The organism is Pseudomonas sp. MPB03 (assembly GCF_046605385.1).
Lineage (GTDB): Bacteria > Pseudomonadota > Gammaproteobacteria > Pseudomonadales > Pseudomonadaceae > Aquipseudomonas > Aquipseudomonas zanjanensis.
The window spans coordinates 5,556,795-5,579,574 of sequence record NZ_CP176770.1 but is presented as its reverse complement, the minus strand read 5'-3'; the positions used below and the strand labels follow the sequence as shown (position 1 = coordinate 5,579,574).

23 protein-coding genes are annotated in these 22,780 nt (G+C 60.8%); 18 read left to right on the top strand and 5 right to left on the bottom strand.

Annotated features, from left to right (window positions below; translation table 11 throughout):
• Window positions 1-146: 146 nt before the first annotated feature.
• The 7 genes from eutB (at window position 147) to ACLH0I_RS24145 (ending at window position 8,036) form a co-directional block, all read left to right on the top strand.
• Window positions 147-1,118 (top strand): hydroxyectoine utilization dehydratase EutB, encoded by a 972-nt coding sequence (gene eutB, locus ACLH0I_RS24175; protein ID WP_411385580.1) that lies wholly within the window; start codon window positions 147-149, stop codon window positions 1,116-1,118.
• A 22-nt stretch (window positions 1,119-1,140) separates the two neighbouring features.
• Window positions 1,141-2,133: a cyclodeaminase gene (locus ACLH0I_RS24170; protein WP_411385579.1), complete on the top strand. Its 993-nt coding sequence runs from the start codon at window positions 1,141-1,143 to the stop codon at window positions 2,131-2,133.
• A gap of 39 nt (window positions 2,134-2,172) precedes the next feature.
• Window positions 2,173-3,363 carry an ectoine hydrolase DoeA gene (doeA, locus tag ACLH0I_RS24165; RefSeq protein WP_411385578.1) on the top strand — a complete coding sequence of 397 codons (1,191 nt, stop codon included), beginning with the start codon at window positions 2,173-2,175 and terminating at the stop codon, window positions 3,361-3,363.
• A gap of 3 nt (window positions 3,364-3,366) precedes the next feature.
• The gene (gene doeB / locus ACLH0I_RS24160) at window positions 3,367-4,368 is read left to right on the top strand and encodes a N(2)-acetyl-L-2,4-diaminobutanoate deacetylase DoeB (RefSeq protein ID WP_411385577.1); all 1,002 of its coding nucleotides are present in this window, start codon (window positions 3,367-3,369) and stop codon (window positions 4,366-4,368) included.
• Between the two features lie 188 nt (window positions 4,369-4,556).
• A complete protein-coding gene (locus ACLH0I_RS24155; protein ID WP_411385576.1) occupies window positions 4,557-5,036 on the top strand; it encodes an Lrp/AsnC family transcriptional regulator in 480 nt (159 codons plus the stop codon).
• Window positions 5,037-5,166: 130 nt separating this feature from the next.
• Entirely contained in the window at window positions 5,167-6,654 is a 1,488-nt protein-coding gene (locus ACLH0I_RS24150) for an NAD-dependent succinate-semialdehyde dehydrogenase (protein WP_411385575.1), read from the top strand.
• On the top strand, window positions 6,651-8,036 hold the full coding sequence (locus ACLH0I_RS24145) for an aspartate aminotransferase family protein (RefSeq protein ID WP_411385574.1): 1,386 nt from the start codon (window positions 6,651-6,653) through the stop codon (window positions 8,034-8,036). Before ACLH0I_RS24150 ends, ACLH0I_RS24145 begins: the two co-directional genes overlap by 4 nt.
• A 245-nt stretch (window positions 8,037-8,281) precedes the next feature.
• On the opposite strand, the gene ACLH0I_RS24140 is transcribed toward ACLH0I_RS24145, so the two are convergent.
• Window positions 8,282-8,719, bottom strand: coding sequence for a YhcB family protein (locus ACLH0I_RS24140; protein ID WP_181287677.1), 438 nt, complete (start codon window positions 8,717-8,719; stop codon window positions 8,282-8,284).
• Between the two features lie 148 nt (window positions 8,720-8,867).
• Between ACLH0I_RS24140 and ACLH0I_RS24135 the strand changes: the two genes are divergently transcribed.
• The 3 genes from ACLH0I_RS24135 to zapE all read left to right on the top strand — a co-directional run bounded on the left by ACLH0I_RS24135 (window position 8,868) and on the right by zapE (window position 12,073).
• Window positions 8,868-9,497, top strand: a complete 630-nt coding sequence (locus ACLH0I_RS24135; RefSeq protein WP_411387553.1) for an alpha/beta hydrolase — start codon at window positions 8,868-8,870, stop codon at window positions 9,495-9,497.
• A gap of 24 nt (window positions 9,498-9,521) precedes the next feature.
• Window positions 9,522-10,877 (top strand): tryptophan--tRNA ligase, encoded by a 1,356-nt coding sequence (locus tag ACLH0I_RS24130; protein ID WP_411385573.1) that lies wholly within the window; start codon window positions 9,522-9,524, stop codon window positions 10,875-10,877.
• 101 nt (window positions 10,878-10,978) lie between these two features.
• Window positions 10,979-12,073 carry a cell division protein ZapE gene (zapE, locus tag ACLH0I_RS24125; RefSeq protein WP_411385572.1) on the top strand — a complete coding sequence of 365 codons (1,095 nt, stop codon included), beginning with the start codon at window positions 10,979-10,981 and terminating at the stop codon, window positions 12,071-12,073.
• A 181-nt stretch (window positions 12,074-12,254) separates the two neighbouring features.
• Here the strand turns inward: zapE and ACLH0I_RS24120 are convergent, their stop codons facing one another.
• Entirely contained in the window at window positions 12,255-13,151 is an 897-nt protein-coding gene (locus tag ACLH0I_RS24120) for a GlxA family transcriptional regulator (RefSeq protein ID WP_186705196.1), read from the bottom strand.
• A gap of 244 nt (window positions 13,152-13,395) precedes the next feature.
• Here ACLH0I_RS24120 and ACLH0I_RS24115 point away from each other — a divergent pair, with 244 nt between their 5' ends.
• The gene (locus ACLH0I_RS24115) at window positions 13,396-14,532 is read left to right on the top strand and encodes an acyl-CoA dehydrogenase family protein (protein WP_186729577.1); all 1,137 of its coding nucleotides are present in this window, start codon (window positions 13,396-13,398) and stop codon (window positions 14,530-14,532) included.
• Window positions 14,533-14,659: 127 nt separating this feature from the next.
• On the opposite strand, the gene ACLH0I_RS24110 is transcribed toward ACLH0I_RS24115, so the two are convergent.
• A complete protein-coding gene (locus ACLH0I_RS24110; protein ID WP_250962891.1) occupies window positions 14,660-15,700 on the bottom strand; it encodes an NADP(H)-dependent aldo-keto reductase in 1,041 nt (346 codons plus the stop codon).
• A 245-nt stretch (window positions 15,701-15,945) separates the two neighbouring features.
• On the opposite strand from ACLH0I_RS24110, the gene rplM reads away from it, so the two are divergent.
• From rplM to ACLH0I_RS24075, 7 genes are all read left to right on the top strand, one after another.
• Window positions 15,946-16,374, top strand: coding sequence for a 50S ribosomal protein L13 (gene rplM / locus ACLH0I_RS24105; protein WP_003205365.1), 429 nt, complete (start codon window positions 15,946-15,948; stop codon window positions 16,372-16,374).
• 14 nt (window positions 16,375-16,388) lie between these two features.
• On the top strand, window positions 16,389-16,781 hold the full coding sequence (rpsI, locus tag ACLH0I_RS24100; RefSeq protein ID WP_003205364.1) for a 30S ribosomal protein S9: 393 nt from the start codon (window positions 16,389-16,391) through the stop codon (window positions 16,779-16,781).
• Window positions 16,782-17,037: 256 nt separating this feature from the next.
• Window positions 17,038-17,631: a ubiquinol-cytochrome c reductase iron-sulfur subunit gene (petA, locus tag ACLH0I_RS24095; protein ID WP_039591565.1), complete on the top strand. Its 594-nt coding sequence runs from the start codon at window positions 17,038-17,040 to the stop codon at window positions 17,629-17,631.
• Complete coding sequence (locus ACLH0I_RS24090; protein WP_186705118.1) at window positions 17,631-18,842, top strand: cytochrome b; 1,212 nt, start codon at window positions 17,631-17,633, stop codon at window positions 18,840-18,842. The genes petA and ACLH0I_RS24090 overlap by 1 nt, the downstream gene beginning before the upstream one ends.
• Entirely contained in the window at window positions 18,842-19,624 is a 783-nt protein-coding gene (locus ACLH0I_RS24085) for a cytochrome c1 (RefSeq protein WP_186729579.1), read from the top strand. The genes ACLH0I_RS24090 and ACLH0I_RS24085 overlap by 1 nt, the downstream gene beginning before the upstream one ends.
• 151 nt (window positions 19,625-19,775) lie before the next feature.
• On the top strand, window positions 19,776-20,393 hold the full coding sequence (locus tag ACLH0I_RS24080; protein WP_003178195.1) for a glutathione S-transferase N-terminal domain-containing protein: 618 nt from the start codon (window positions 19,776-19,778) through the stop codon (window positions 20,391-20,393).
• A 16-nt stretch (window positions 20,394-20,409) separates the two neighbouring features.
• The gene (locus ACLH0I_RS24075; protein WP_053124982.1) at window positions 20,410-20,823 is read left to right on the top strand and encodes a ClpXP protease specificity-enhancing factor; all 414 of its coding nucleotides are present in this window, start codon (window positions 20,410-20,412) and stop codon (window positions 20,821-20,823) included.
• A gap of 769 nt (window positions 20,824-21,592) precedes the next feature.
• Here ACLH0I_RS24075 and ACLH0I_RS24070 read toward each other — a convergent pair.
• Window positions 21,593-22,171, bottom strand: coding sequence for a BON domain-containing protein (locus tag ACLH0I_RS24070; RefSeq protein ID WP_030139689.1), 579 nt, complete (start codon window positions 22,169-22,171; stop codon window positions 21,593-21,595).
• The gene (locus ACLH0I_RS24065) at window positions 22,168-22,761 is read right to left on the bottom strand and encodes a phosphoheptose isomerase (RefSeq protein WP_007928463.1); all 594 of its coding nucleotides are present in this window, start codon (window positions 22,759-22,761) and stop codon (window positions 22,168-22,170) included. The genes ACLH0I_RS24070 and ACLH0I_RS24065 overlap by 4 nt, the downstream gene beginning before the upstream one ends.
• Between the last annotated feature and the right edge of the window lie 19 nt (window positions 22,762-22,780).

Genomic DNA, 22,780 nt, shown 5'->3' with positions numbered 1-22,780 from the left:
CTCCCTCGCCACAGGGATAGGTGGGTCATGCTGAATTTGTCGATCTTTCAGCCGACACTGAATGCAAAGTAAATTGCCCTAGTACATTCATCACCACAATCCAGCCCTCTTAGACTGCGCCCAACACATCCGCTCGGGACGCAGTCATGACAGGGTTGCAGCTTCAGGACATTTACCTCGCCCGCCAGCGCATTGAGTCGCTGGTGCGGCGCACGCCCATGGAGCACTCCCCGAGCCTGTCGCGCCGGATCGGCGTGCCCGTATACCTCAAGCTGGAAGCCCTGCAAATCACCGGCAGCTTCAAGCTGCGCGGGGCGAGCAATGCCGTCGCGCAACTCAGTTCGGAGCAGAAGGCCCAGGGCGTGGTCACCGCGTCGACCGGTAATCATGGCCGGGCGCTCGCTCACGCGGCCTCGCAGCAGGGCGTCCGGGCGATTGTCTGCCTGTCGAACCTGGTACCGGCCAACAAGGTACAGGCGATTCGCGATTTGGGCGCCGAGGTGTGCATCGTCGGCCAGTCCCAGGACGACGCCCAACGCGAAGCCGAGCGCATCGCCCGAGAGCAGGGCGCAACCTTCCTGCCGCCCTTTGATCACCCGGCGATCATCGCCGGCCAGGGCACCCTCGGCCTGGAGATCCTCGAGCAGCAGCCGGACGTGGCCCAGGTCCTGGTGCCGTTATCCGGTGGCGGTCTGTTCGCCGGTGTCGCCCTGGCCCTCAAAAGTGCCAATCCCGCGATCCAGGTCCACGGCATCAGCATGGCCCGAGGCGCGGCGATGCACGCCAGCCTAGCCGCCGGACAACCGGTGGACATCGAAGAGTTGCCGACCCTGGCCGACTCCCTCGGTGGCGGCATCGGCCTGGACAACCGCTACACCTTCGTCATGACGCGGCAACTGCGTGATGACTTGCACCTGCTCTCGGAAGCCTCCATCGCCAACGCCGTCCGCCACGCCTATCACCACGAACGCCTGGTGCTCGAAGGCGCCGCCGTGGTGGGCATCGCGGCGCTGCTCGACGGCCTGGTCGAGCCGCGCGGCCCCATCGTTCTGGTGGTCAGCGGGCGCAACGTCGACACCGAACAACATGCCCGCGTGATCGCTGGCGCCAATGCCTGATAACCGTTAACGGAGCCCTGCCATGAGTGAAGTCACCCTATTGAGCGAGGCTGACCTGCGCAGTTGCGTGGCCCTCGACCTGGCCAGCATCGACGCCATCGAGCAGGCTTTCGTGCTGTTGGCCACCGCCGCCGTGGCGATGCCGCCGATCCTGCGATTGGACATCCCCGAGCACAACGGCGAAGTGGATGTGAAGACCGCTTACCTGCCGGGCCTGGAACGCTTCGCCATCAAGGTCAGCCCGGGTTTTTTCGATAACCCCAAGCTTGGCCTGCCCAGCCTTAACGGCATGATGATGCTGCTCTCGGCACGCACCGGTTTGCTGGAGGCGCTGTTGCTGGACAACGGTTACCTCACCGCCGTGCGCACCGCCGCCGCCGGTGCCGTGGCGGCGCGGTGCCTGTCTCGCGAGGACAGTCGCAGCGTCGCGCTGATCGGTGCCGGCGAACAGGCGGCGTTGCAGCTTCAGGCGCTGCGCCTGGTGCGGCCCATCGACGAGGTGCGGGTCTGGGCGCGTGATGTACAAAAGGCCAAGGCGTTCAGCGCCGGGCTCGCTCGCGACACAGGGCTCGCCGTCACGCCATGCGTCTCCATTGATGCTGCCCTGGAGGCCGTGGACATCGCCATCACCTGCACCCCCAGTCGCGAACCGTTGATCCAAGCTCGCCATCTGCATCCCGGCCTGCACATCACGGCGATGGGTTCGGACGCGGAGCACAAGAACGAAATTTCCCCGCAAGCCCTCGCGGCCGTCGACTGCTATGTCGCCGATCGCCTGAGCCAGACCCGCGTACTCGGCGAACTGCACCACGCCCTGGCGGCCGGCACCGTACACGATGACCTGGCGCTTCTGGAGTTGGGACGAGTATTGGCAGGGCAACGGCAGGGGCGCTCCGATGCGGCGCAAGTGACGCTTTGCGACCTGACCGGCACCGGCGCCCAGGACACCGCCATCGCCAACCTGGCGTTCGAGCGGGCAAGGGCGGCGGGCAAGGGCTTTGCGTTCGGTCGCTAGATCATTTTCTTCATGAGTAATTGAACAGAGGGCAGGTGGATGTCAGAGATCGTCGTCAATCTTCCGTTTAAACGGGAGGAATACGCCCAGCGCCTGGCGAAGGTTCGCGCGGCCATGCAGGCCCAGGGCCTGGAGCTGCTGCTGGTCACCGATCCGTCGAACATGGCTTGGCTCACCGGCTATGACGGTTGGTCGTTCTATGTGCACCAGTGCGTGCTGCTGGCGCTGGAGGGCGAGCCCGTGTGGTTCGGTCGCGGCCAGGATGCCAACGGTGCCAAGCGCACGGTGTTCATGCAGGCCGACAACATCGTCGGCTACCCGGACATCTACGTGCAGTCCCGCGAGCGCCATCCCATGGACTACCTGTCCCGGGAGGTGATCATCGCCCGTGGCTGGGGCGCGCTGAGCATTGGCGTGGAGATGGACAACTATTACTTCAGCGCCGCCGCGTACCTGTCGCTGCAAAAGCACTTGCCCGAGGCGACGCTGGTAGACGCGGTGGGCCTGGTGAACTGGCAGCGGGCCGTGAAGTCGCCCCAGGAAATCGCCTACATGCGCATCGCCGCGCGCATCGTCGAGAACATGCACAGCCGGATCCTCGAACGGATCGAACCGGGCATGCGCAAGAACGAACTGGTGGCCGAGATCTACAGCAGCGGCATCCTCGGTGCCGATGGTCATGGCGGCGACTACCCGGCCATCGTGCCGCTGTTGCCCACCGGCGCCGACGCCAGCGCACCGCACCTGACCTGGGACGATTCGCCGTTCGAACGGGGCGCCGGGACCTTTTTTGAAATCGCCGGTTGCTACAAGCGTTACCACTGCCCGCTGTCGCGGACGATTTACCTGGGCAAGCCGCCCCGACATTTCCTCGACGGCGAAAAAGCCGTGGTCGAGGGCATCGCCGCCGGCCTGGACGCGGCCAAGCCGGGCAACACCACCGGCGACATTGCCGTGGCGTTTTTCAAGGTGCTGGAGAAGTTCGGCATCCACAAGGACAGCCGTTGCGGCTACCCCATCGGCATCAGTTATCCGCCGGATTGGGGCGAGCGCACCATGAGCCTGCGCCCTGGCGACAACAGCGTGTTGCAACCGGGCATGACCTTCCACTTCATGCCGGGGCTGTGGATGGACGATTGGGGCTTGGAAATCACCGAGAGCATTTTGATCACCGAAAACGGCGTCGAGACGCTGTGCAACGTGCCTCGTCAACTGTTTGTGAAGGATTGAGCCATGCCTGACGTGCCCAACAATCCCATCAGCGCCACGGTCGACTTCAGCCGCGAGGGCGTGCAGCACGGCTTTCTCAAGCTGCCGTATTCGCGGGACGATTCGGCCTGGGGCGCAGTGATGATCCCCATCACCGTCATCCAGCGCGGCAGCGGCCCGACGGCGCTGCTCAGCGGTGGCAACCACGGTGATGAATACGAAGGCCCGGTGGCCTTGAGCAAACTGGCCCAGCAGTTGACCGCCGAGGACGTCAGCGGGCGAGTGATCATCGTGCCGTTCATGAATACCCCGGCGTTCCATGGCGGGCGCCGCACTTCACCCATCGACAAGGGCAACCTGAACCGCAGTTTTCCCGGCCGGCCGGACGGCTCCGTTACCGAGAAAATCGCCGACTATTTCAATCGCACGTTGTTGCCGTTGGCAGACATTGTCCTGGACATTCACTCCGGTGGCCGGACCCTGGATTTCCTGCCGTTCGCCGCCTGCCACGTCTTGCCGGACAAACAGCAACAGGCCCGCTGCGAGGCCGGGATGCTGGCGTTCAACGCGCCATATTGCATGCGCATGTTGGAGCTGGACGCCGGGGCGATGTACGACACGGCGGCCGAATCCCAGGGCAAGGTGTTTGTCACTACCGAACTGGGCGGCGGCGGTTCATCAACCGCCCGCAGCGTGGCGATTGCCGAGCGTGGGGTGCGCAACCTGCTGATCCACGCCGGCATCCTGCGGGGCACGATCGAGTTGCAGCCGTCGTTGGTGCTCGACATGCCGGACGCCAGTTGTTTCATCGCCAGCGAACACAACGGTTTGCTGGAGATGTGTCGTGATCTTGGTGAAAACGTTATCCAGGGTGAGGTGGTGGCGCGTATCCATGACACCACCCGCAGCGGCGTCGCCCCGGTCCAATACCGCGCCGCCCGCAGCGGCCTGCTGGCGGCCCGGCACTTTCCCGGGCTGGTGCAGTGTGGCGATACGTTGGTGGTGATTGCGGATGTGTTGGCTTGATAACAGCCAGCCACAAAATCCCCTGTGGGAGCGAGCTTGCTCGCGATAGCGGTCTGCCTGAGTCGGTGATGTTGGATGTGCCGACGCCTTCGCGAGCAAGCTCGCTCCCACAGGGGTTTGCGGTGACTGTAGATTTATGCCCCCACAGGGCGGTGTGATTTTCTGATTTGTCTGGAGAGCCCGGCCCCATGCACAAGCTCGATCGCTACGACCTCAAGATCCTGCAGATCCTCGCCGAGGACGGGCGCATCACCAAGTCGAGCCTGGCCGAGGCCATCAACCTGTCGGTGACGCCGGCCTGGGAGCGGGTGCGCAAGCTGGAAGCGGCGGGCCTGATCATCGGCTATCGGGCGCAGATCGATTGGGGCGCGGTGTTCAAGCGCCAGCAGGTGCTGGTGGAAATCACCCTGGCCCGGCACACCGCCCAGGACATGCGCCGTTTCGAGCAACGCATGATCGCCGCGCCGGAAGTGGCGTTCTGTTACGCCACTGGCGGCGGTGTGGATTACCTGGCGATGATCCAGGCACCGGATGTCGATGCCTATCAGCGTTTCGTCGACCAACTGCTGCTCGAAGACCTCGGCATCGAACGCTACTTCACCTACATCGTCACCAAGACCATCAAGACCGCCGGTGCGTTGCCGGCGGAGTTGGTGCCATCCTCCTGAGCACCGCAGAAAACACGTTCCAGCAGGTCTTTTCCAGAAAAAAACCAAGGTCTGGCCCCGCGCAAACACCCGAAAGCCCAAGCATCGCTGCCCTAGCATGGATTCACGCAAACGGTCTGGAGTGAACGTCATGCCTTATCAACATCCGCTGCTGTTCAAAGCGCTTTGCTACATCGATGGCCATTGGGTCCACAGCGACAGTGGCCAAAGCATCGCGGTGCACAACCCTGCCACCCGCACGGTCATTGGCCATGTGCCGATGCTCGATCAGCCACAGATCGTCGCGGCGGTGGACGCAGCGCATCGCGCCTTCCCGGCGTGGCGCGAGCAGAGCCTGGAGACGCGCGGCGCGATCCTGCGGCGCTGGGCAGCGTTGATCACCGAACACAGCGAAGACCTCGCACACATTCTCAGCCTGGAACAGGGCAAACCGTTGGCCGAGTCCCGTGGCGAAATCGGCTATGCCGCCAGCTTCATCCCTTGGTTCGCCGAGGAAGCCCGGCGCCTTTACGGCCAGAACATCCCCAGCCATATCCCGAATGCGCACCTGGGCACCATCAAGGAGCCGGTGGGCGTCTGCGCGCTGCTCACACCGTGGAATTTCCCTTCGGCGATGATTACCCGCAAGGCCGCCGCGGCCCTGGCTGCCGGCTGCACGGTGGTGATCAAGCCCGCCCACGAAACGCCGTACTCAGCGTTGGCCCTGGCGCAATTGGCCGAGGAAGCGGGCTTTCCCGCCGGGGTTTTCAACGTGGTCTTGGGCGAGCCGCAAATGGCCATGGAAACCCTGGTCAAGGACCGTCGTGTACGCTCGGTGAGTTTCACTGGCTCGACCCGGGTCGGCAAACTGGTGCTTCAAGCGGCGGCCCATGACGTGAAGAAAGTCGCGCTGGAACTGGGCGGCAACGCGCCGTTCATTGTCTGCGCCGATGCCGACCTGACGCTGGCGGTGAAAGTCGCTGTGGAAGCGAAGTTCCAGACCTCGGGCCAGGATTGCTGCGCGGCCAATCGAATCATGGTGCAACGCTCGGTGTACCCAGCGTTCCTCAGTCGTTTCGCCGCAGCGGTGCGTGCCTTGCGCGTCGGGCCGGCCATGGTCGGTCAACAGGAACAGGACGTGGATGTCGGGCCGTTGATGCACCAGGCGGCGTTCGATGCGACCGCTGATCGTGTCACCGATGCCCTGGCGCTGGGCGCTCAGCGCCTGGTGGGGGGCGAGGCCCATGCCTTGGGCGGGTTGTTCTATCAACCGACCGTGCTGGCCGATGTCACGCCGCAGATGCGCATCTACCGTGAAGAAAACTTCGCGCCCATTGCCGGGGTGATGCCGTTCGACACCCTGGACGAAGCCATCGAAATGGCCAACGACACCGAATACGGACTGGCGGCCTATATTTGTTCGAACCGCCTGGATGTCATTTATCCGCTGATCCGCCGTCTCGACCACGCCATGGTCGCGGTCAACGGCGTCAAGTTCACCGGCCACCCGATCCCCTTCGGTGGCATGAAAGCCTCCGGCCTCGGTCGTGAGGGTGGCAGCGAGGGCTTCGAGCCCTTTGTCGAAACCAAATATTTTTGCCTGCACCATCAAGGCCAGTTCCCAGGAGAGTCCGCATGAGCCAAGAACTCAATACGCTATTCGAACAAGACCGTGCGCATTTCATGCACCCCTCGACCCACGCCCATGACCATGCCAGCGGCGCGCTCAAGGGACGGATCATCAAGAGTGCGTCAGGCGTTCGCATTCGCGACCATGAGGGCCGTGAGTTCATCGACGCCTTCGCCGGCCTCTACTGCGTGAACATCGGCTACGGCCGCACGGAGGTGGCTGACGCCATCTATAAGCAGGCCAAGGAACTGGCCTACTACCACACCTACGTCGGCCACTCGAGCGAGGCGATCATTGAGCTGTCCAGTCGCATCATGGACTGGGCGCCGGAAGGGATGAAGAAGGTCTACTACGGATTGTCCGGCTCCGATGCCAACGAGACCCAAGTCAAATTGGTGCGCTACTACAACAACGTGCTGGGCCGGCCGCTGAAGAAAAAGATCATCTCGCGGGACCGTGGCTACCATGGTTCGGGCATCATGACCGGCAGCCTGACGGGGCTGGCGACCTTCCACCAGCATTTCGATCTTCCGGTGGAAGGGGTCAAGCACACCGTGTGCCCGCACTGGTATCGCAAGGCCCCGGTGGGCATGGACGAAGCGGCATTCGTGAGCTATTGCGCCGATGAGCTGGAGAAGATGATTCTCGCCGAAGGCCCGGACACCGTCGCGGCGTTCATCGGTGAACCGCTGATGGGCACCGGCGGCATCATTGTCCCGCCTGTCGGTTACTGGGATGCGATCCAGGCCGTGTTGAAGAAGTACGACGTGCTGTTGATTGCCGACGAGGTGGTCTGCGCGTTTGGTCGCCTGGGGTCGAAGATGGGCAGCCAGCGCTACGGCATGAAGCCGGACCTGATCACCACCGCCAAAGGCCTGACCAGTGCTTATGCACCGTTGTCGGCGGTGATCATCGGCGAGAAGGTCTGGAGCGTGATTGAAAAGGCCTCCCAGGCCGAAGGCGCCATGGGCCATGGCTGGACGTATTCCGGGCATCCGATCTGCGCGGCGGCGGCGTTGGCCAACCTCGACATCCTCGAACGGGAAAACCTCACGGCCAACGCCGAGAATGTTGGGGGCTACTTGAACCGTCGGTTGCGTGAAACGCTGGAAGGTCATCCGCTGGTGGGGGAGGTGCGCGGCGACGGCATGCTGGCCGCAGTGGAGTTCATGGCCGATCGTGAACAGCGCACGGCGTTCGACCCGGCACTTAAAGTCGGCCCGAAGGTCTCGGCTGCCTGCCTGGAGCGCGGCATGATCGCCCGCGCCATGCCCCACGGCGACATCCTGGGCTTCGCCCCACCGCTGATCCTGACCCGCGAAGATGCGGACCTGATCGTCGACATCACCAAAGGGGCCATCGACCAGGTGGCGGGTGAGGTGTTGGCTTAACTGAGATGCCTCAGGACACCGATCCCTGTGGCGAGGGAGCTTGCTCCCGCTGGGCCGCGAAGCGGCCCCAAAACCAGGCAACTCGGTGTGTCAGGAAAATCGAGTTCGCTGCTATAGGGCTGCTTCGCAGCCCAGCGGGAGCAAGCTCCCTCGCCACGGGGGATCAAATTGAAATAGGGAATAGGAACCGATAAAAAGCCCGCCCGATCATGGGATCGGGCGGGCTTTTTGGTGTCGCTTGGAAATTACTTCTTCAAACCGTAATGCTCATCGAGCATGCCGGGCGAATTCGGGGCCTTTGGCGCGTAGTCCCGTGGCGGTTCCTGGATCCCTTTGGGTGGGGTCAGGCGTTCCCGTGGCGTCTGTGCCGCATCGGCTTGCAGGGCAGCCAGCAGGCGCTGGCGAGTCTGCTCGTCCAGGGCCAGGCGATTGGCACCCTCGGACAGATGATCCTGGACTTCCTGGTAGCTCTGGGTGAGTTTTTTCACCAGAGAGGCGGTGCTGTTGAAGTGGGTAACCACTTCATTCTGATAACTGTCGAAACGTTCCTGGATGTCGTCCAGCTGACGTTGGGTGCTGTTGGGCACCGCGTTGGGCAGCAGTCGGGCAAGCAGGAATCCAATGGCGACACCGGCAACCAGGGCAAGAGTCGGCAACAACCAAACTAAGAGCGAGTGTTCCACGAGTCCTTCCTCTATAAACGGCTTTGCTTTACGTTAACGGCTCGGACCTGCGCTGTATACCGCGAAGAACATCGCAATCATGCCAGGCACAGACTTTTAGCTAGACGAGTCGACCCCATTCGGGGTCACGGAGTTCTTTCCCTTGCTTATGCGCGAAACCCCTGTAGTCATCGATGGCCCCGTGGGCCAACTGGAAGCCTTGTACCTGGACAACGAGGCCCCCCGTGGCCTGGCGCTGATCTGCCACCCGAACCCGGTGCAGGGCGGGACCATGCTCAACAAAGTGGTCTCGACCCTGCAACGCACCGCCCGGGATGCCGGGCTGGTTACGTTGCGTTTCAATTATCGTGGCGTGGGCGCCAGTGCCGGCACTCATGACATGGGCACTGGTGAAGTGGACGACGCCCAGGCGGTCGCCCAATGGCTGCGGGAACAATACCCGCAATTGCCCCTGACCCTGTTCGGCTTTTCCTTCGGCGGATTCGTCGCCGCCAGCCTGGGTGGGCGCCTGGAAGCCCAGGGACAACCGGTCAAGCACTTGTTCATGGTGGCCCCGGCGGTGATGCGCCTGGATGAGCAGTCGCCCTTGCCGACCGGTGGCGAATTGACCGTGATCCAGCCGGAAACCGACGAAGTGGTCGATCCGCAGCTGGTCTACGCATGGTCCGACACGCTCCAACGTCCCCATGAGCTGCTGAAAGTGGCAGAATGCGGACACTTTTTTCATGGCAAGCTGACTGATCTCAAGGATCTGATCCTGCCGCGCCTCTCGAATTGACAGCAGTCTGACAAGCGATAACCCATGACGACGCGTACCCGTATCCTGACCGGCATCACCACCACCGGCACCCCGCACCTGGGCAACTATGCCGGCGCCATCCGTCCGGCGATCCTCGCCAGCCGCGACAGCAACGCCGATTCGTTCTACTTCCTGGCCGACTATCACGCCCTGATCAAGTGCGATGACCCGCTGCGTATCCAGCGTTCGCGCCTGGAAATCGCCGCCACCTGGCTGGCCGGCGGCCTGGACGTGGACCGCGTGACGTTCTATCGCCAGTCCGACATTCCCGAGATCCCGGAACTGACCTGGCTGCTGACCTGCGTCGCTGCCAAGGGCCTGCTCAACCGCGCCCACGCCTACAAGGCCTCGGTGGACAAGAACGTCGAGGCCGGCGAAGACCCGGACGCCGGCGTCACCATGGGCCTCTACAGCTACCCGATCCTCATGGCCGCCGACATCCTGATGTTCAACGCCCACAAGGTGCCGGTCGGCCGCGACCAGATCCAGCACGTGGAGATGGCCCGGGACATCGGCCAGCGCTTCAATCATCTGTTCGGCCAGGGCAAGGAGTTCTTCACCATGCCCGAGGCGCTGATCGAAGAAAGCGTCGCCACATTGCCGGGCCTCGATGGCCGCAAGATGTCCAAGAGCTACGACAACACCATTCCGCTGTTCAGCAGCGCCAAGGACATGAAGGACGCGATCTCGCGGATCGTCACCGACTCCCGCGCCCCGGGCGAAGCCAAGGATCCGGACAATTCGCACCTGTTCACCCTGTTCCAGGCTTTCGCCACTGCCGAGCAGTCCGCCGAGTTCCGCAGCGAACTGTTGCAGGGCCTGGGTTGGGGCGAAGCGAAGAACCGCCTGTTCCAGTTGCTCGACAGCGAGCTGGGTGAGGCCCGCGAACGTTATCACCAGTTCATCGAGCGTCCATCGGACCTCGAAGACATCCTGCAACTGGGCGCGAGCAAGGCCCGGGCCGTGGCAACGCCGTTCCTCAATGAACTGCGCGAAGCCGTTGGCTTGCGGTCCTTCGTCAGCCAGGTCCAGGTGGCCACCCAGACCAAAAAGAAAGCGGCCAAAGCGGCACGTTTCGTCAGCTTCCGCGAGGATGACGGCAGTTTCCGTTTCCGCCTGCTTTCCGCCGAGGGTGAGCAACTGTTGCTATCGAACAATTTTGCCGACGGCAAGACCGCAGGGCAGGTGACCAAGCAATTGCAGGCTGGCCAACCCCTGGACGTACGCAGCGACGAGCTGAGTTTCAGCGTCTGGCTCGAAGGCGAATGCGTGGCGAATAGCCCAGCGTTCACCGACAGTGCCGCCCGGGACGCGGCCATTGATGCCTTGCGCATTGCCCTGACGCCTGCCCAGGACTGATCCGGCACGTCACCCGACCATCGGCCCGAATAAGGGCCGATTGCCATTCTTCCGGGCCATCGCTACAGTGACGGCCCGTTTTTGTTGCCTTGCTAACGAATATGACGCCCCTAGAACGATATCAAGCTGATCTGAAACGCCCGGAGTTCTTCCACGACGCAGCCCAGGAAACGGCGGTGCGGCATTTGCAGCGCCTGTACGACGACCTGGTCGCGGCATCGAAGAACAAGCCGGGCCTGTTGGGCAAACTGTTCGGCAAAAAAGACCAGGCGCCCGTCAAGGGCCTGTACTTCTGGGGCGGCGTTGGCCGTGGCAAGACCTACCTGGTGGATACCTTCTTCGAAGCGCTGCCGTTCAAGGAAAAGACACGGACGCACTTCCATCGCTTCATGAAGCGCGTGCACGAGGAAATGAAGACCCTGGGTGGCGAAAAGAACCCGCTGACCATCATCGCCAAGCGTTTTTCCGACGAGACCCGGGTGATCTGCTTCGATGAGTTTTTCGTTTCCGATATCACCGACGCGATGATCCTCGGCACCTTGATGGAAGAACTGTTCAAGAACGGCGTGACCCTGGTCGCCACCTCGAACATCGTGCCGGACGGCCTGTACAAGGATGGCCTGCAACGGGCGCGTTTCCTGCCGGCCATCGCGCTGATCAAGGAACACACCGAAATCGTCAACGTCGACAGCGGCGTCGACTACCGCCTGCGCCACCTCGAACAAGCGGAACTGTTCCACTTCCCGTTGGATGCCGCCGCCGAAGAAAGCCTGCGCAAGAGCTTCCGCGCCCTGACACCGGAATGCACCCAAGCGGTCGAAAACGACGAACTGATCATCGAAAATCGCAAGATCCGCGCCATTCGCACCTGCGACGACGTCGCCTGGTTCGACTTCCGCGAACTGTGCGACGGCCCGCGCAGCCAGAACGATTACATCGAACTGGGCAAGATCTTCCACGCCGTGTTGCTGAGTAATGTCGAGCAGATGAGCGTCACCACCGACGACATCGCCCGTCGCTTCATCAACATGGTCGACGAGTTCTACGACCGTAACGTGAAGCTGATCATTTCGGCTGAAGTCGAACTCAAGGATCTCTACACCGGCGGTCGCCTGACCTTCGAATTCCAGCGGACCCTGAGTCGCTTGTTGGAAATGCAATCCCACGAATTCCTGGCGCGGGCGCATAAGCCGTAGGGCGTTCGGAGCACAAAAAAAGGCCTGCGATTGCAGGCCTTTTTATTTGCTGATTCCCCACCGGACCCTGTGGGAGCGAGCTTGCTCGCGATAGCGTCCTGCTAGCCAACGTCCATGCTGCTGAACCACCTCCATCGCGAGCAAGCTCGCTCCCACAGTGGATTTTTGCCAGGTACTTGGTTCACGCCGCCTGCTGAAACTGCTGTCGATACTGGTTCGGCGACAGGTCGGTATGTTGCCGGAACAGTCGTGCGAAAAAGCTCGCGTCGTCGTAGCCGACTTCGTAGCTGATGGTCTTGATGCTCTTGCGGCTGCCGGAGAGCAGGCCCTTGGCGGTTTCGATCCGCAGCCGTTGCAGATAGTGCAGCGGTTTGTCGCCCGTGGCGGTCTGGAAGCGGCGCATGAAATTGCGGATGCTCATGCCATGTTCCCGGGCAACGTCCTCGAAGCGGAATTTATCGGCGAAGTGCTCTTCGAGCCATTGCTGGATCTGCAGGATGATCACGTCCTGGTGCAGTTTCTGCCCGCCGAAGCCGATCCGTCCTGGCGAATAGCTGCGTTGCACTTCATACAGGATGTCCCGCGCCACGGCCTGGGCCACGTTGGCGCCGCAGAAGCGTTCGATGAGGTAGATGTAGAGGTCGCAGGCTGAGGTCGTACCGCCAGCGCAGAACAGGTTGTCGGCGTCGGTCAGGTGTTTGTCCTGGTTCAGGTGCACCTGGGGGAAGCGCTCCTTGAAGGCATTGAAGAAGCGCCAGTAAGTGGTGGCTTCCTTGCCGTCGAGTAGCCCGGCCTCGGCCAGCCAGAACACCCCGGTGGCTTCGCCGCAGAGGACTGCGCCGCGAGCGTGTTGTTCGCGCAGCCAGGGCAAGACCTGGGGATAACGTTGGCAGAGGCCGGCGAAATCATCCCAGAAGGCTGGCAGGATGATGACGTCGGTATTTTCCAGGCCACCGTCCACCGGCATGATCACATCGCTGAAACTGTTCACCGGTTTGCCATCGGGGCTGACCAGCCGGGTTTCAAACGCCGGCGTCAGGCCGTGGCCCAGTTGTTTGCCATAGCGCAGGCTGGCCAGGTGGAAAAAATCCTTGGCTTGCATGAGGGTGGAGGCGAAGACCCGGTCGACTGCCAGGATGCTGACGCGCCGCAAGGGCGTGGAGGCGTGCATAGACATAATTCATCTTTATTTTTATAGGGGAAAGTGGTCAACAGACGGCTGGATCGTCTTATTTTTTGTCGGATGTGTCCAGTGTCCTGTCGTACGTCGCAGGCTTAGGCTCTGTCGGATAACCACGCCCAACAATAACCAAAGGTGCGCCATGATCCCAAGAACCCTGTTCAGTCCCGAGCACGAATTGTTTCGCGACAGCGTACGAACCTTCCTCGAAAAAGAAGCCGTGCCGTACCACAGTCAGTGGGAAAAACAGGGGCATGTCGATCGTCAACTCTGGAACAAAGCGGGGGAGGCGGGCATGTTGTGCTCGCACCTGCCAGAGGCCTATGGCGGGCTTGACGCGGATTTCCTCTACAGCACCGTGGTGATCGAGGAGATCGGCCGCCTGGGGCTGACGGGGATCGGCTTCTCGCTGCATTCCGACATCGTCGCGCCGTACATCCTGCATTACGGCAGCGAAGCGCTGAAACACAAGTACCTGCCGAAACTGGTGTCTGGCGAAATGGTCACGGCCATTGCCATGACCGAGCCGGGCGCCGGCTCCGACCTGCAAGGGGTGAAGACCACGGCGGTGCTCGACGGTGATGAATACGTCATCAACGGCTCGAAGACATTCATCACCAATGGCTTCCTGGCGGACCTGGTGATTGTGGTCGCCAAGACCGACCCCAAGGCCGGCGCCAAGGGCACCAGCCTGTTCCTGGTGGAGGCGGGCACCCCGGGCTTTGAAAAGGGCAAGCGCCTGGAGAAAGTCGGCATGAAGGCCCAGGACACGTCGGAACTGTTCTTCCAGGATGTCCGCGTGCCGAAGGAAAACCTGCTGGGGCAGGCCGGAATGGGCTTTGCCTACCTGATGCAAGAGCTGCCCCAGGAACGCCTGACCGTCGCCATCGGTGGCCTGGCTTCGGCCGAAGCGGCGCTGCAATGGACCCTGGACTACACCCGTGATCGCAAGGCGTTCGGCAAATCCATCGCCGACTTCCAGAACACCCGTTTCAAGCTCGCGGAAATGGCCACCGAAATCCAGATTGGCCGGGTCTTCGTCGACCGCTGCCTGGAGTTGCACCTGCAAGGCAAGCTGGACGTGCCGACGGCGGCGATGGCCAAGTACTGGGGCACCGACCTGCAATGCAAGGTGCTCGACGAGTGCGTGCAGTTGCATGGCGGCTACGGCTTCATGTGGGAATACCCAATTGCCCGGGCGTGGGCGGATGCGCGGGTGCAGCGGATCTATGCCGGGACCAATGAAATCATGAAGGAGATCATTGCGCGGTCGCTTTGATAAGGGGGTGGGTTTGAGTCGGCTATCGCGAGCAAGCTCGCTCCCACAGGGGATTTGTGCCTGATCGTAAATCGTGATCAGCACAGCCCCCTGTGGGAGCGAGCTTGCTCGCGATGAGGCCTATGGATCAGGGCGCCGGGTTCGGCTGATCCTTGTGAATCGCCTCGATCCCCGCCAGCACTTCATCCGACAGCTTCAGATCGAAGCTGGCGATGTTGCTGTCCAGTTGCTCCAGCGTGGTGGCGCCGATGATGTTGCTGGTCACGAACGGCTGCTGGGTGACGAACGCCAGGGCCATCTGCGCCGGGTCCAGGCCGTGCTCACGGGCCAGGGCGACATAACGGCTGCAGGCGGCCTCCGACTGCGGGTTGAAGTAACGCATGAAGCGGCTGTAAAGGGTCAGGCGGCCCTTGGCGGGCCGTGCGCCGTTTTCGTATTTGCCCGACAGGAAGCCGAACGCCAGTGGCGAATAAGCCAGCAGTCCACATTGTTCGCGAATGGCGATTTCCGACAGGCCGATCTCGAAGCTGCGGTTGAGCAGGTTGTACGGGTTCTGGATCGACACCGCCCGCGGCCAGCCACGGGCCTCGGCCAGGGCGAGGAATTTCATGGTGCCCCAAGGCGTTTCGTTGGACAGGCCGATGTGGCGGATCTTGCCGGCGCGGACCTGCTCGTCCAGGGCTTCGAGGGTTTCCTCCAGCGGGGTGAACGTTTCGTCGGCCTTGTGCTGGTAGCCCAGTTGACCAAAGAAGTTGGTGCTGCGCTCGGGCCAATGCAGCTGGTAGAGATCGATCCAGTCGGTCTGCAGGCGCTTGAGGCTGGCGTCCACCGCTTCGACGATGTGGCGGCGGTTGTGCTTGAGGTTCTTGTCGCGGATGTAGTCGATGGTGTTGCCGGGGCCGGCGATCTTGCTCGCCAGGATCCAGTCGGCACGGTCGCCACGGCTCTTGAAGTAATTGCCGATGTAGCGCTCGGTGGTGGCGTAGGTATCGGCCTTGGGGGGGACCGGGTACATCTCGGCGGTGTCGATGAAATTGATGCCGGCACCCTTGGCGCGTTCGATCTGGGCGAAGGCCTCTGCCTCGCTGTTCTGCTCACCCCAGGTCATGGTGCCGAGGCACAGGGCGCTGACATTCAGATCGGTACGGCCTAGCTGGCGATAGTCCATCGGGAACTCCTCGGGCAAAACAATCATAAAAGCAGGTTGAAATATTTTTCGCAATCTGCATAATTGCGCACCTCTTTCTGCAGTGGAAGTGATGCGCCGCCGCCGAAGAATCTTGCCGTTGAACGGACGCGCCGACCCGAGCCCCCGAAAGCGTCTGTATCCGGCTGCCTTTGACTTGTCAAAGTACGCACTATTCAGTAAGATCCGCCGTCTAATTTACAGGGCGGCCCCTGAGGCTATAAAGAATGAAAACTTTTACTGCTAAACCGGAAACAGTAAAGCGCGACTGGTTTGTCGTCGACGCTGCTGGTCAGACCCTGGGTCGTCTGGCCACCGAAATCGCGAGCCGTCTGCGTGGCAAGCACAAGCCTGAGTACACCCCTCACGTTGACACCGGTGACTACATCGTCGTGATCAACGCTGAGCAAGTACGTGTTACTGGCGCTAAAACCACTGACAAAATGTACTACTCCCACTCCGGTTTTCCTGGCGGCATCAAGTCGATCAACTTCGAAAAGCTGATCGCCAAAGCCCCTGAGCGCGTGATCGAGACCGCGGTTAAAGGCATGCTGCCTAAGAACCCACTGGGTCGCGACATGTATCGTAAGCTGAAGGTTTATGCGGGCGCTGCTCACCCTCATACTGCTCAGCAGCCCCAAGAACTGAAGTTTTAACGGAATAGTTCATTATGTCGGCGACTCAAAATTACGGCACTGGCCGTCGCAAGACTGCAACCGCACGCGTTTTCCTGCGTCCGGGCACTGGTAACATCTCCATCAACAACCGCTCCCTGGATAACTTCTTCGGCCGCGAAACTGCCCGCATGGTAGTTCGTCAGCCGCTGGAACTGACCGAGACCGTCGAAAAATTCGACATCTACGTCACTGTTATCGGTGGTGGTGTAAGTGGTCAAGCTGGCGCAATCCGCCACGGCATCACTCGCGCCCTGATGGATTACGACGAGACTCTGCGTGGTGCTCTGCGCAAAGCCGGCTTCGTAACTCGCGATGCTCGCGAAGTTGAACGTAAGAAAGTCGGTCTGCGTAAAGCGCGTAAGCGTCCGCAGTACTCGAAGCGTTAATTTCGCTTCCGCTTTCAAAAGGCGCCCAGTTCCTCACGGAGCTGGGCGTTTTTTTATGGGCAAAAGAATTGCTCTGTGACAACTTGCCACATTCGTAGAGCCCCTATACTACAAGGCTTGGCGGTTTGGCCGCTTGGTAATTACCTTGTCAGAATTGGGGCTTTTCATTACCATTCGGCAAAATTTTTATAAGTTCAGATTTTTACTTAGTAGACGCCTGATCTAACAGGCCACAAAGCTGATGGGAGAGGACTGAATGAGCAATGACGGCGTGAATGCAGGCCGGCGTCGCTTCCTGGTAGCAGCCACATCCGTGGTGGGTGCTGCAGGAGCGGTGGGGGCTGCGGTCCCGTTCGTGGGGTCATGGTTTCCCAGCGCCAAGGCGAAAGCCGCAGGTGCACCGGTGAAAGTGAATGTCAGCAAGATCGAGCCAGGCCAGCAGATGATTGCTGAGTGGCGCGGCCAGCCGGTGTTCATCGTCCGCCGTACAGAGGAAATCCTGGGGAATCTGAAAAAGATCGAGGGTCAGTTGTCCGACCCGTCCTCCAAGAACTCGGTCCAACCGGAATACGTCAACCCTGAAACGCGTTCGATCAAGCCAGAGGTTCTGCTGCTGATCGGTATCTGCACGCACCTGGGTTGCTCGCCAACGTTCCGTCCTGAAGTGGCCCCTGCCGATCTGGGCAAGGACTGGGTCGGTGGCTATTTCTGCCCTTGCCACGGCTCCCACTACGACCTGGCCGGTCGCGTCTACAAATCGCAGCCTGCACCTCTGAACCTGCCAGTTCCCCCGCATTCCTATGAGACCGATGACATCATTGTCGTTGGCGTCGATACGGAGAAAGCGTGATGAGCAAACTTATGGATTGGGTTGATGCGCGCTTTCCCGCGACCAAGATGTGGGAAGACCATCTCAGCAAGTACTACGCTCCGAAGAACTTCAACTTCTTCTACTTCTTTGGCTCCCTGGCGCTGCTCGTTCTGGTCAACCAGATCGTCACCGGTGTCTGGCTGACCATGAGCTACACGCCGTCGGCGGAAGAGGCGTTCGCCTCCGTCGAATACATCATGCGCGACGTCGAGTACGGCTCGATCCTGCGCCTGCTGCACTCCACCGGCGCTTCGGCGTTCTTCATCGTGGTCTACCTGCACATGTTCCGTGGCTTGCTCTACGGTTCGTACCAGAAGCCCCGTGAGCTGGTGTGGGTCTTTGGCATGCTGATCTACCTGGCGCTGATGGCCGAGGCCTTCATGGGTTACCTGCTGCCGTGGGGCCAGATGTCCTACTGGGGTGCCCAGGTGATCATCTCGCTGTTCGGTGCGATCCCGGTCATCGGCGACGACCTGACCCAATGGATCCGTGGTGACTACCTGATCTCGGGCATCACCTTGAACCGCTTTTTCGCCTTGCATGTCGTGGCCCTGCCGATCGTGATCCTCGGCCTGGTGGTGCTGCACATCCTCGCGCTGCACGAAGTCGGTTCGAACAACCCCGACGGCGTGGATATCAAGAAGCACAAGGACGAGAACGGCGTACCGCTGGATGGCATCGCCTTCCACCCGTACTACACCGTGAAAGACATCGTCGGCGTGGTGGTCTTCCTGTTCATCTTCTGCTCCATCGTGTTCTTCTTCCCGGAAATGGGCGGTTACTTCCTCGAGAAGCCGAACTTCGAGCAGGCGAACGCGTTCAAGACCCCTGAGCACATTGCCCCGGTCTGGTACTTCACGCCGTTCTACGCGATCCTGCGGGCGATCCCGGACAAGCTGCTGGGTGTTATCGCCATGGGCGCGGCCATCGCCGTGCTGTTCGTCCTGCCGTGGCTGGACCGCAGCCCCGTCAAGTCGATGCGCTACAAAGGCTGGCTGAGCAAGATATGGCTCGTGGTGTTCTGCGTCTCGTTCGTGATCCTGGGCGTGCTGGGCGTATTGGCACCGACACCGGGCCGGACGCTGCTGTCGCAGGTCTGCACCTTCCTGTATTTCGCCTACTTCATTTTGATGCCGTTCTACACCAGGCTCGAGAAGACCAAACCGGTTCCGGAAAGGGTGACTGGCTGATGAAAAAGCTATTTGCTGTACTGATTCTTGCTGCTATGCCTGTACTGTCCTTCGCGGCTGAACACGGTGGTCCGGAGCTCGAAAAAGTCGACATCGACGTTTCCGACAAAGCGGCCATGCAGGACGGCGCCCGTACGTTCGCCAACTACTGCATGGGTTGCCACAGTGCCAAGTTCCAGCGCTACGAGCGTGTTGCCGATGACCTGGGCATCCCTCATGAGCTGATGCTCGAGAAGCTGGTGTTCACCGGTGCCAAGCTGGGTGACCACATGAACATCGGCATGCAGCCGGCGGACGCCAAGACCTGGTTCGGCGCCGCGCCGCCGGACCTGACGCTGGTTGCCCGTGTGCGTGGCACCGACTGGCTTTACGGCTACCTGCGCTCGTTCTACGAAGATCCTTCGCGTCCATGGGGCGTGAACAACAAGGTCTTCCCGAACGTCGGCATGCCTAACGTTCTGGTCGGCCTCCAGGGTCGCCAGGTGGTAGGCTGCAAACAGGTCCAGATCGTTGAAGACGGTAAAAAGCAATTCGATCCGCTGACCGGCTCCGCGTTGACTCACGAAGCTTGCGACCAGCTGACCGTATTGCCGAACACCGGCAGCCTGACCCCGGAGCAGTTTGACGAGAAGGTCAAGAACCTGGTGACCTTCCTGGCCTACTCGGCCAACCCGGTGAAGCTGGAACATCAGCGCATTGGTACCTATGTATTGCTGTACCTGGCGTTCTTCTTCGTATTCGCTTACCTGCTCAAGCGTGAATACTGGAAAGACGTGCATTGATAAAGCTGTAAGCCATTGCTGTTAATCGTGCGCGCCCAAGGGCGTCTCTGAAAATGTAACGAGCCTGGCCAGCCAGGTGTTACGGGAGGCGCCCTCTGGGCGCGCTCGCTTTTCCGTTTTTCGATAATTTCAACAAGCGAGGAGGATCGCCATGGGCGTGACCAATCGGTTGGCCTGTTACTCCGACCCCGCCGACCACTATTCCCACCGGGTACGCATCGTACTGGCAGAGAAGGGTGTCAGCGCCGAGATCATTTACGTCGAAGCGGGCCGTCAGCCGCCGAAGCTGATCGAGGTGAACCCTTACGGCAGCCTGCCCACACTGGTCGATCGTGACCTGGCGTTGTGGGAGTCGACTGTGGTGATGGAATATCTGGATGAGCGTTATCCGCATCCACCTTTACTGCCGGTTTATCCTGTCGCGCGTGCCAACAGCCGTTTGCTGATCCATCGCATCCAGCGTGACTGGTGCGGGTTGGTGGACTTGATCCTGGATTCCCGGACCAAGGAGCCGGCGCGGGTCGTGGCACGCAAGGAATTGCGTGAAAGCCTGACAGGCGTATCGCCGCTGTTCGTCGACAAGCCGTTTTTCCTCAGTGAGGAACAAAGTCTGGTGGATTGCTGCCTATTGCCCATACTCTGGCGTTTGCCGATTCTGGGTATCGAACTGCCGCGGCCTGCCAAGCCGCTGCTTGATTATATGGAGCGCCAATTTGCGCGTGAGGCATTCCAGGCGAGTCTGTCTGGTGTCGAACGCGACATGCGCTAAGGCTTAGGGAGCCGCTATGAACTCCAGTCGACCTTATCTGGTCCGCGCGCTCTACGAGTGGATTGTGGACAACGATTGCACCCCGCACATGCTGGTCAACGCCGAGTTTCCGTCGGTGCAGGTGCCGCAGGGTTTTGCCAATGACGGGCAGATTGTCCTGAACGTGTCGCCAGCCGCCGTGCGTCACTTGCACATGGATAACGATGCTGTCAGTTTCGAAGGGCGCTTCGGTGGTGTGCCGCATACCCTGTACGTGCCTGTTGCTGCGATCCTGGGCATTTATGCCCGGGAGAATGGCCAGGGCATGGTGTTCGAGCTGGAAGCGCCGCTGGACGGTGAGGAAGAGTTCGAGCCGGATGATGATTTGCCGCCACCGGATGACGAGCCGCCGCGTCCTAGCGGGCGGCCGAGTTTGAAAGTGGTGAAGTAGGTTGCCGATAAGTGCCAGTCACTGGTTGGGCGAAAGCCTGCAACTTGGTTAAGAAAATGCCTGTGTCGTGAGATGCGGGCATTTTTTTGTGTCGTGGTTTTGTGTGCATATTCGTTTCTGCGGTAACGCGTGCTTATGGTTCCGCTCTTGCAACCATCCCTTTCAAGGTCCTGTGGGAGCGGGCTTGCTCGCGAAGAGGCCGGCAAGCCCAGCATCCATTTGACTGAACCACCGCCATCGCGAGCAAGCTCGCTCCCACATTCAATCTCCAGTGGGCACAAAATTCATATCCAACACAGAACCCCTGTGGGAGCGAGCCTGCTCGCGAAGAGGCCGGCAAGCCCAACATCCATTTGACTGAACCACCGCCATCGCGAGCAGGCTCGCTCCCACATTCAATCTCCAGTGGACACAAAATTCATATCCAATACAGAACCCCTGTGGGAGCGAGCTTGCTCGCGATGAGGCCAGTAAACCAACATCCATGTGACTGAGCCATCGCCTTCGCGGCGGCCCACGGAGCAATGCCTTCGTTCAGGCATGCCGAGCCCTGGCGAGGCACCGAGTGGTGAGGCAGAAGCGCTTTGGTTACTTTCGACTGGGCCGGCTTCCGGGCTTTTCGAAAGTGACCCGCCGCCAGGGCGGAACCCTAAGCGGCCGTTACCGCAGCAATGGATATACACACCGATCAACCAGCCCCAAAACGAAGCCATAAAAAAACGGCGCCTTCCTTTCCAGGAAAAGCGCCGTTCGTGTACCAGCATCTATATCAGTCAATATACTCAAACAACTTCACAATCTTCTGCACTCCAGACACACCCTGCACCAGATTAGTCGCCTGCGCCGCTTCCTGCTTGGTCAGCAACCCCAGCAAATACACGATGCCATTCTCAGTCACAACCTTGATGCGCGAACCAGGAATGCTGGCGTCGGTGAGCATCTGCGTCTTGATCTTGGTGGTCAGCCAGGCATCGTTCTGGCGCGCCAGCAGCGAAGAAGGCTGCAGAACCTGAAGCTCGTTATGCACGGTCTTGACCCGCTGCACGGCGCTGGCTTCTTGTTCGGCCTTGGCCTTGAGGTCGGCACGTGGGGTCTGGCCGGCCAGCAAGACAACGCCGTTGAAGCTGGTGACGACGATGTGCGAGTTGTTGTCCAGGTCCGGATCGGCCTTGGCGATGTTCACGCCGACCTTGGTTTCAATCAGGGAGTCGTCGATCTTGCTGCCGAAGGTGCGGGTGCCGCGGTCATCTTCAATCGGCTTTTCCCGGCTGGCGTTAACCACCGATGTGCAGCCGCTGATGCCGAGGCACAGGGTCAGGGCCAGAAGGCCTAGGCGATTAGGGGTCATTCTTCACTCCCGAACAGTTGGCTGTCGATCAAGTCGCAAAGGCAGTGGATCGCCAGCAGGTGGACTTCCTGGATACGTGCAGTGACATTGGCCGGTACGCGGATCTCGACGTCTTCGGGCAATAGCAGTGACGCCATGCCGCCGCCGTCACGACCGGTCAATGCTACGACAATCATTTCGCGATCATGTGCGGCCTGGATCGCTTGAATAATGTTGGCCGAGTTGCCGCTGGTGGAAATCGCCAGCAGGACATCGCCGGGTTGGCCCAGGGCGCGGATCTGTTTGGAGAAGACTTCGTTGTAGCTGTAGTCGTTGGCGATCGAGGTAATCGTCGAGCTGTCGGTGGTCAGGGCGATTGCCGGCAGGCTCGGGCGTTCGCGCTCGAAGCGGTTGAGCAATTCCGAGGAAAAATGCTGGGCGTCGCCGGCCGAGCCGCCGTTGCCGCACGAAAGCATCTTGCCCTCGTTGAGCAAGGCGTTGACCATCACTTGGCTGGCTTGCTCGATGTGCGGTGCAAGTACGTCCATCGCCTGTTGCTTGGTGTCGATACTGGCCTGAAAAAGCTGGCGAATTCGCGATTGCATGTCCATCTGTGTGACCTTAAGTAGC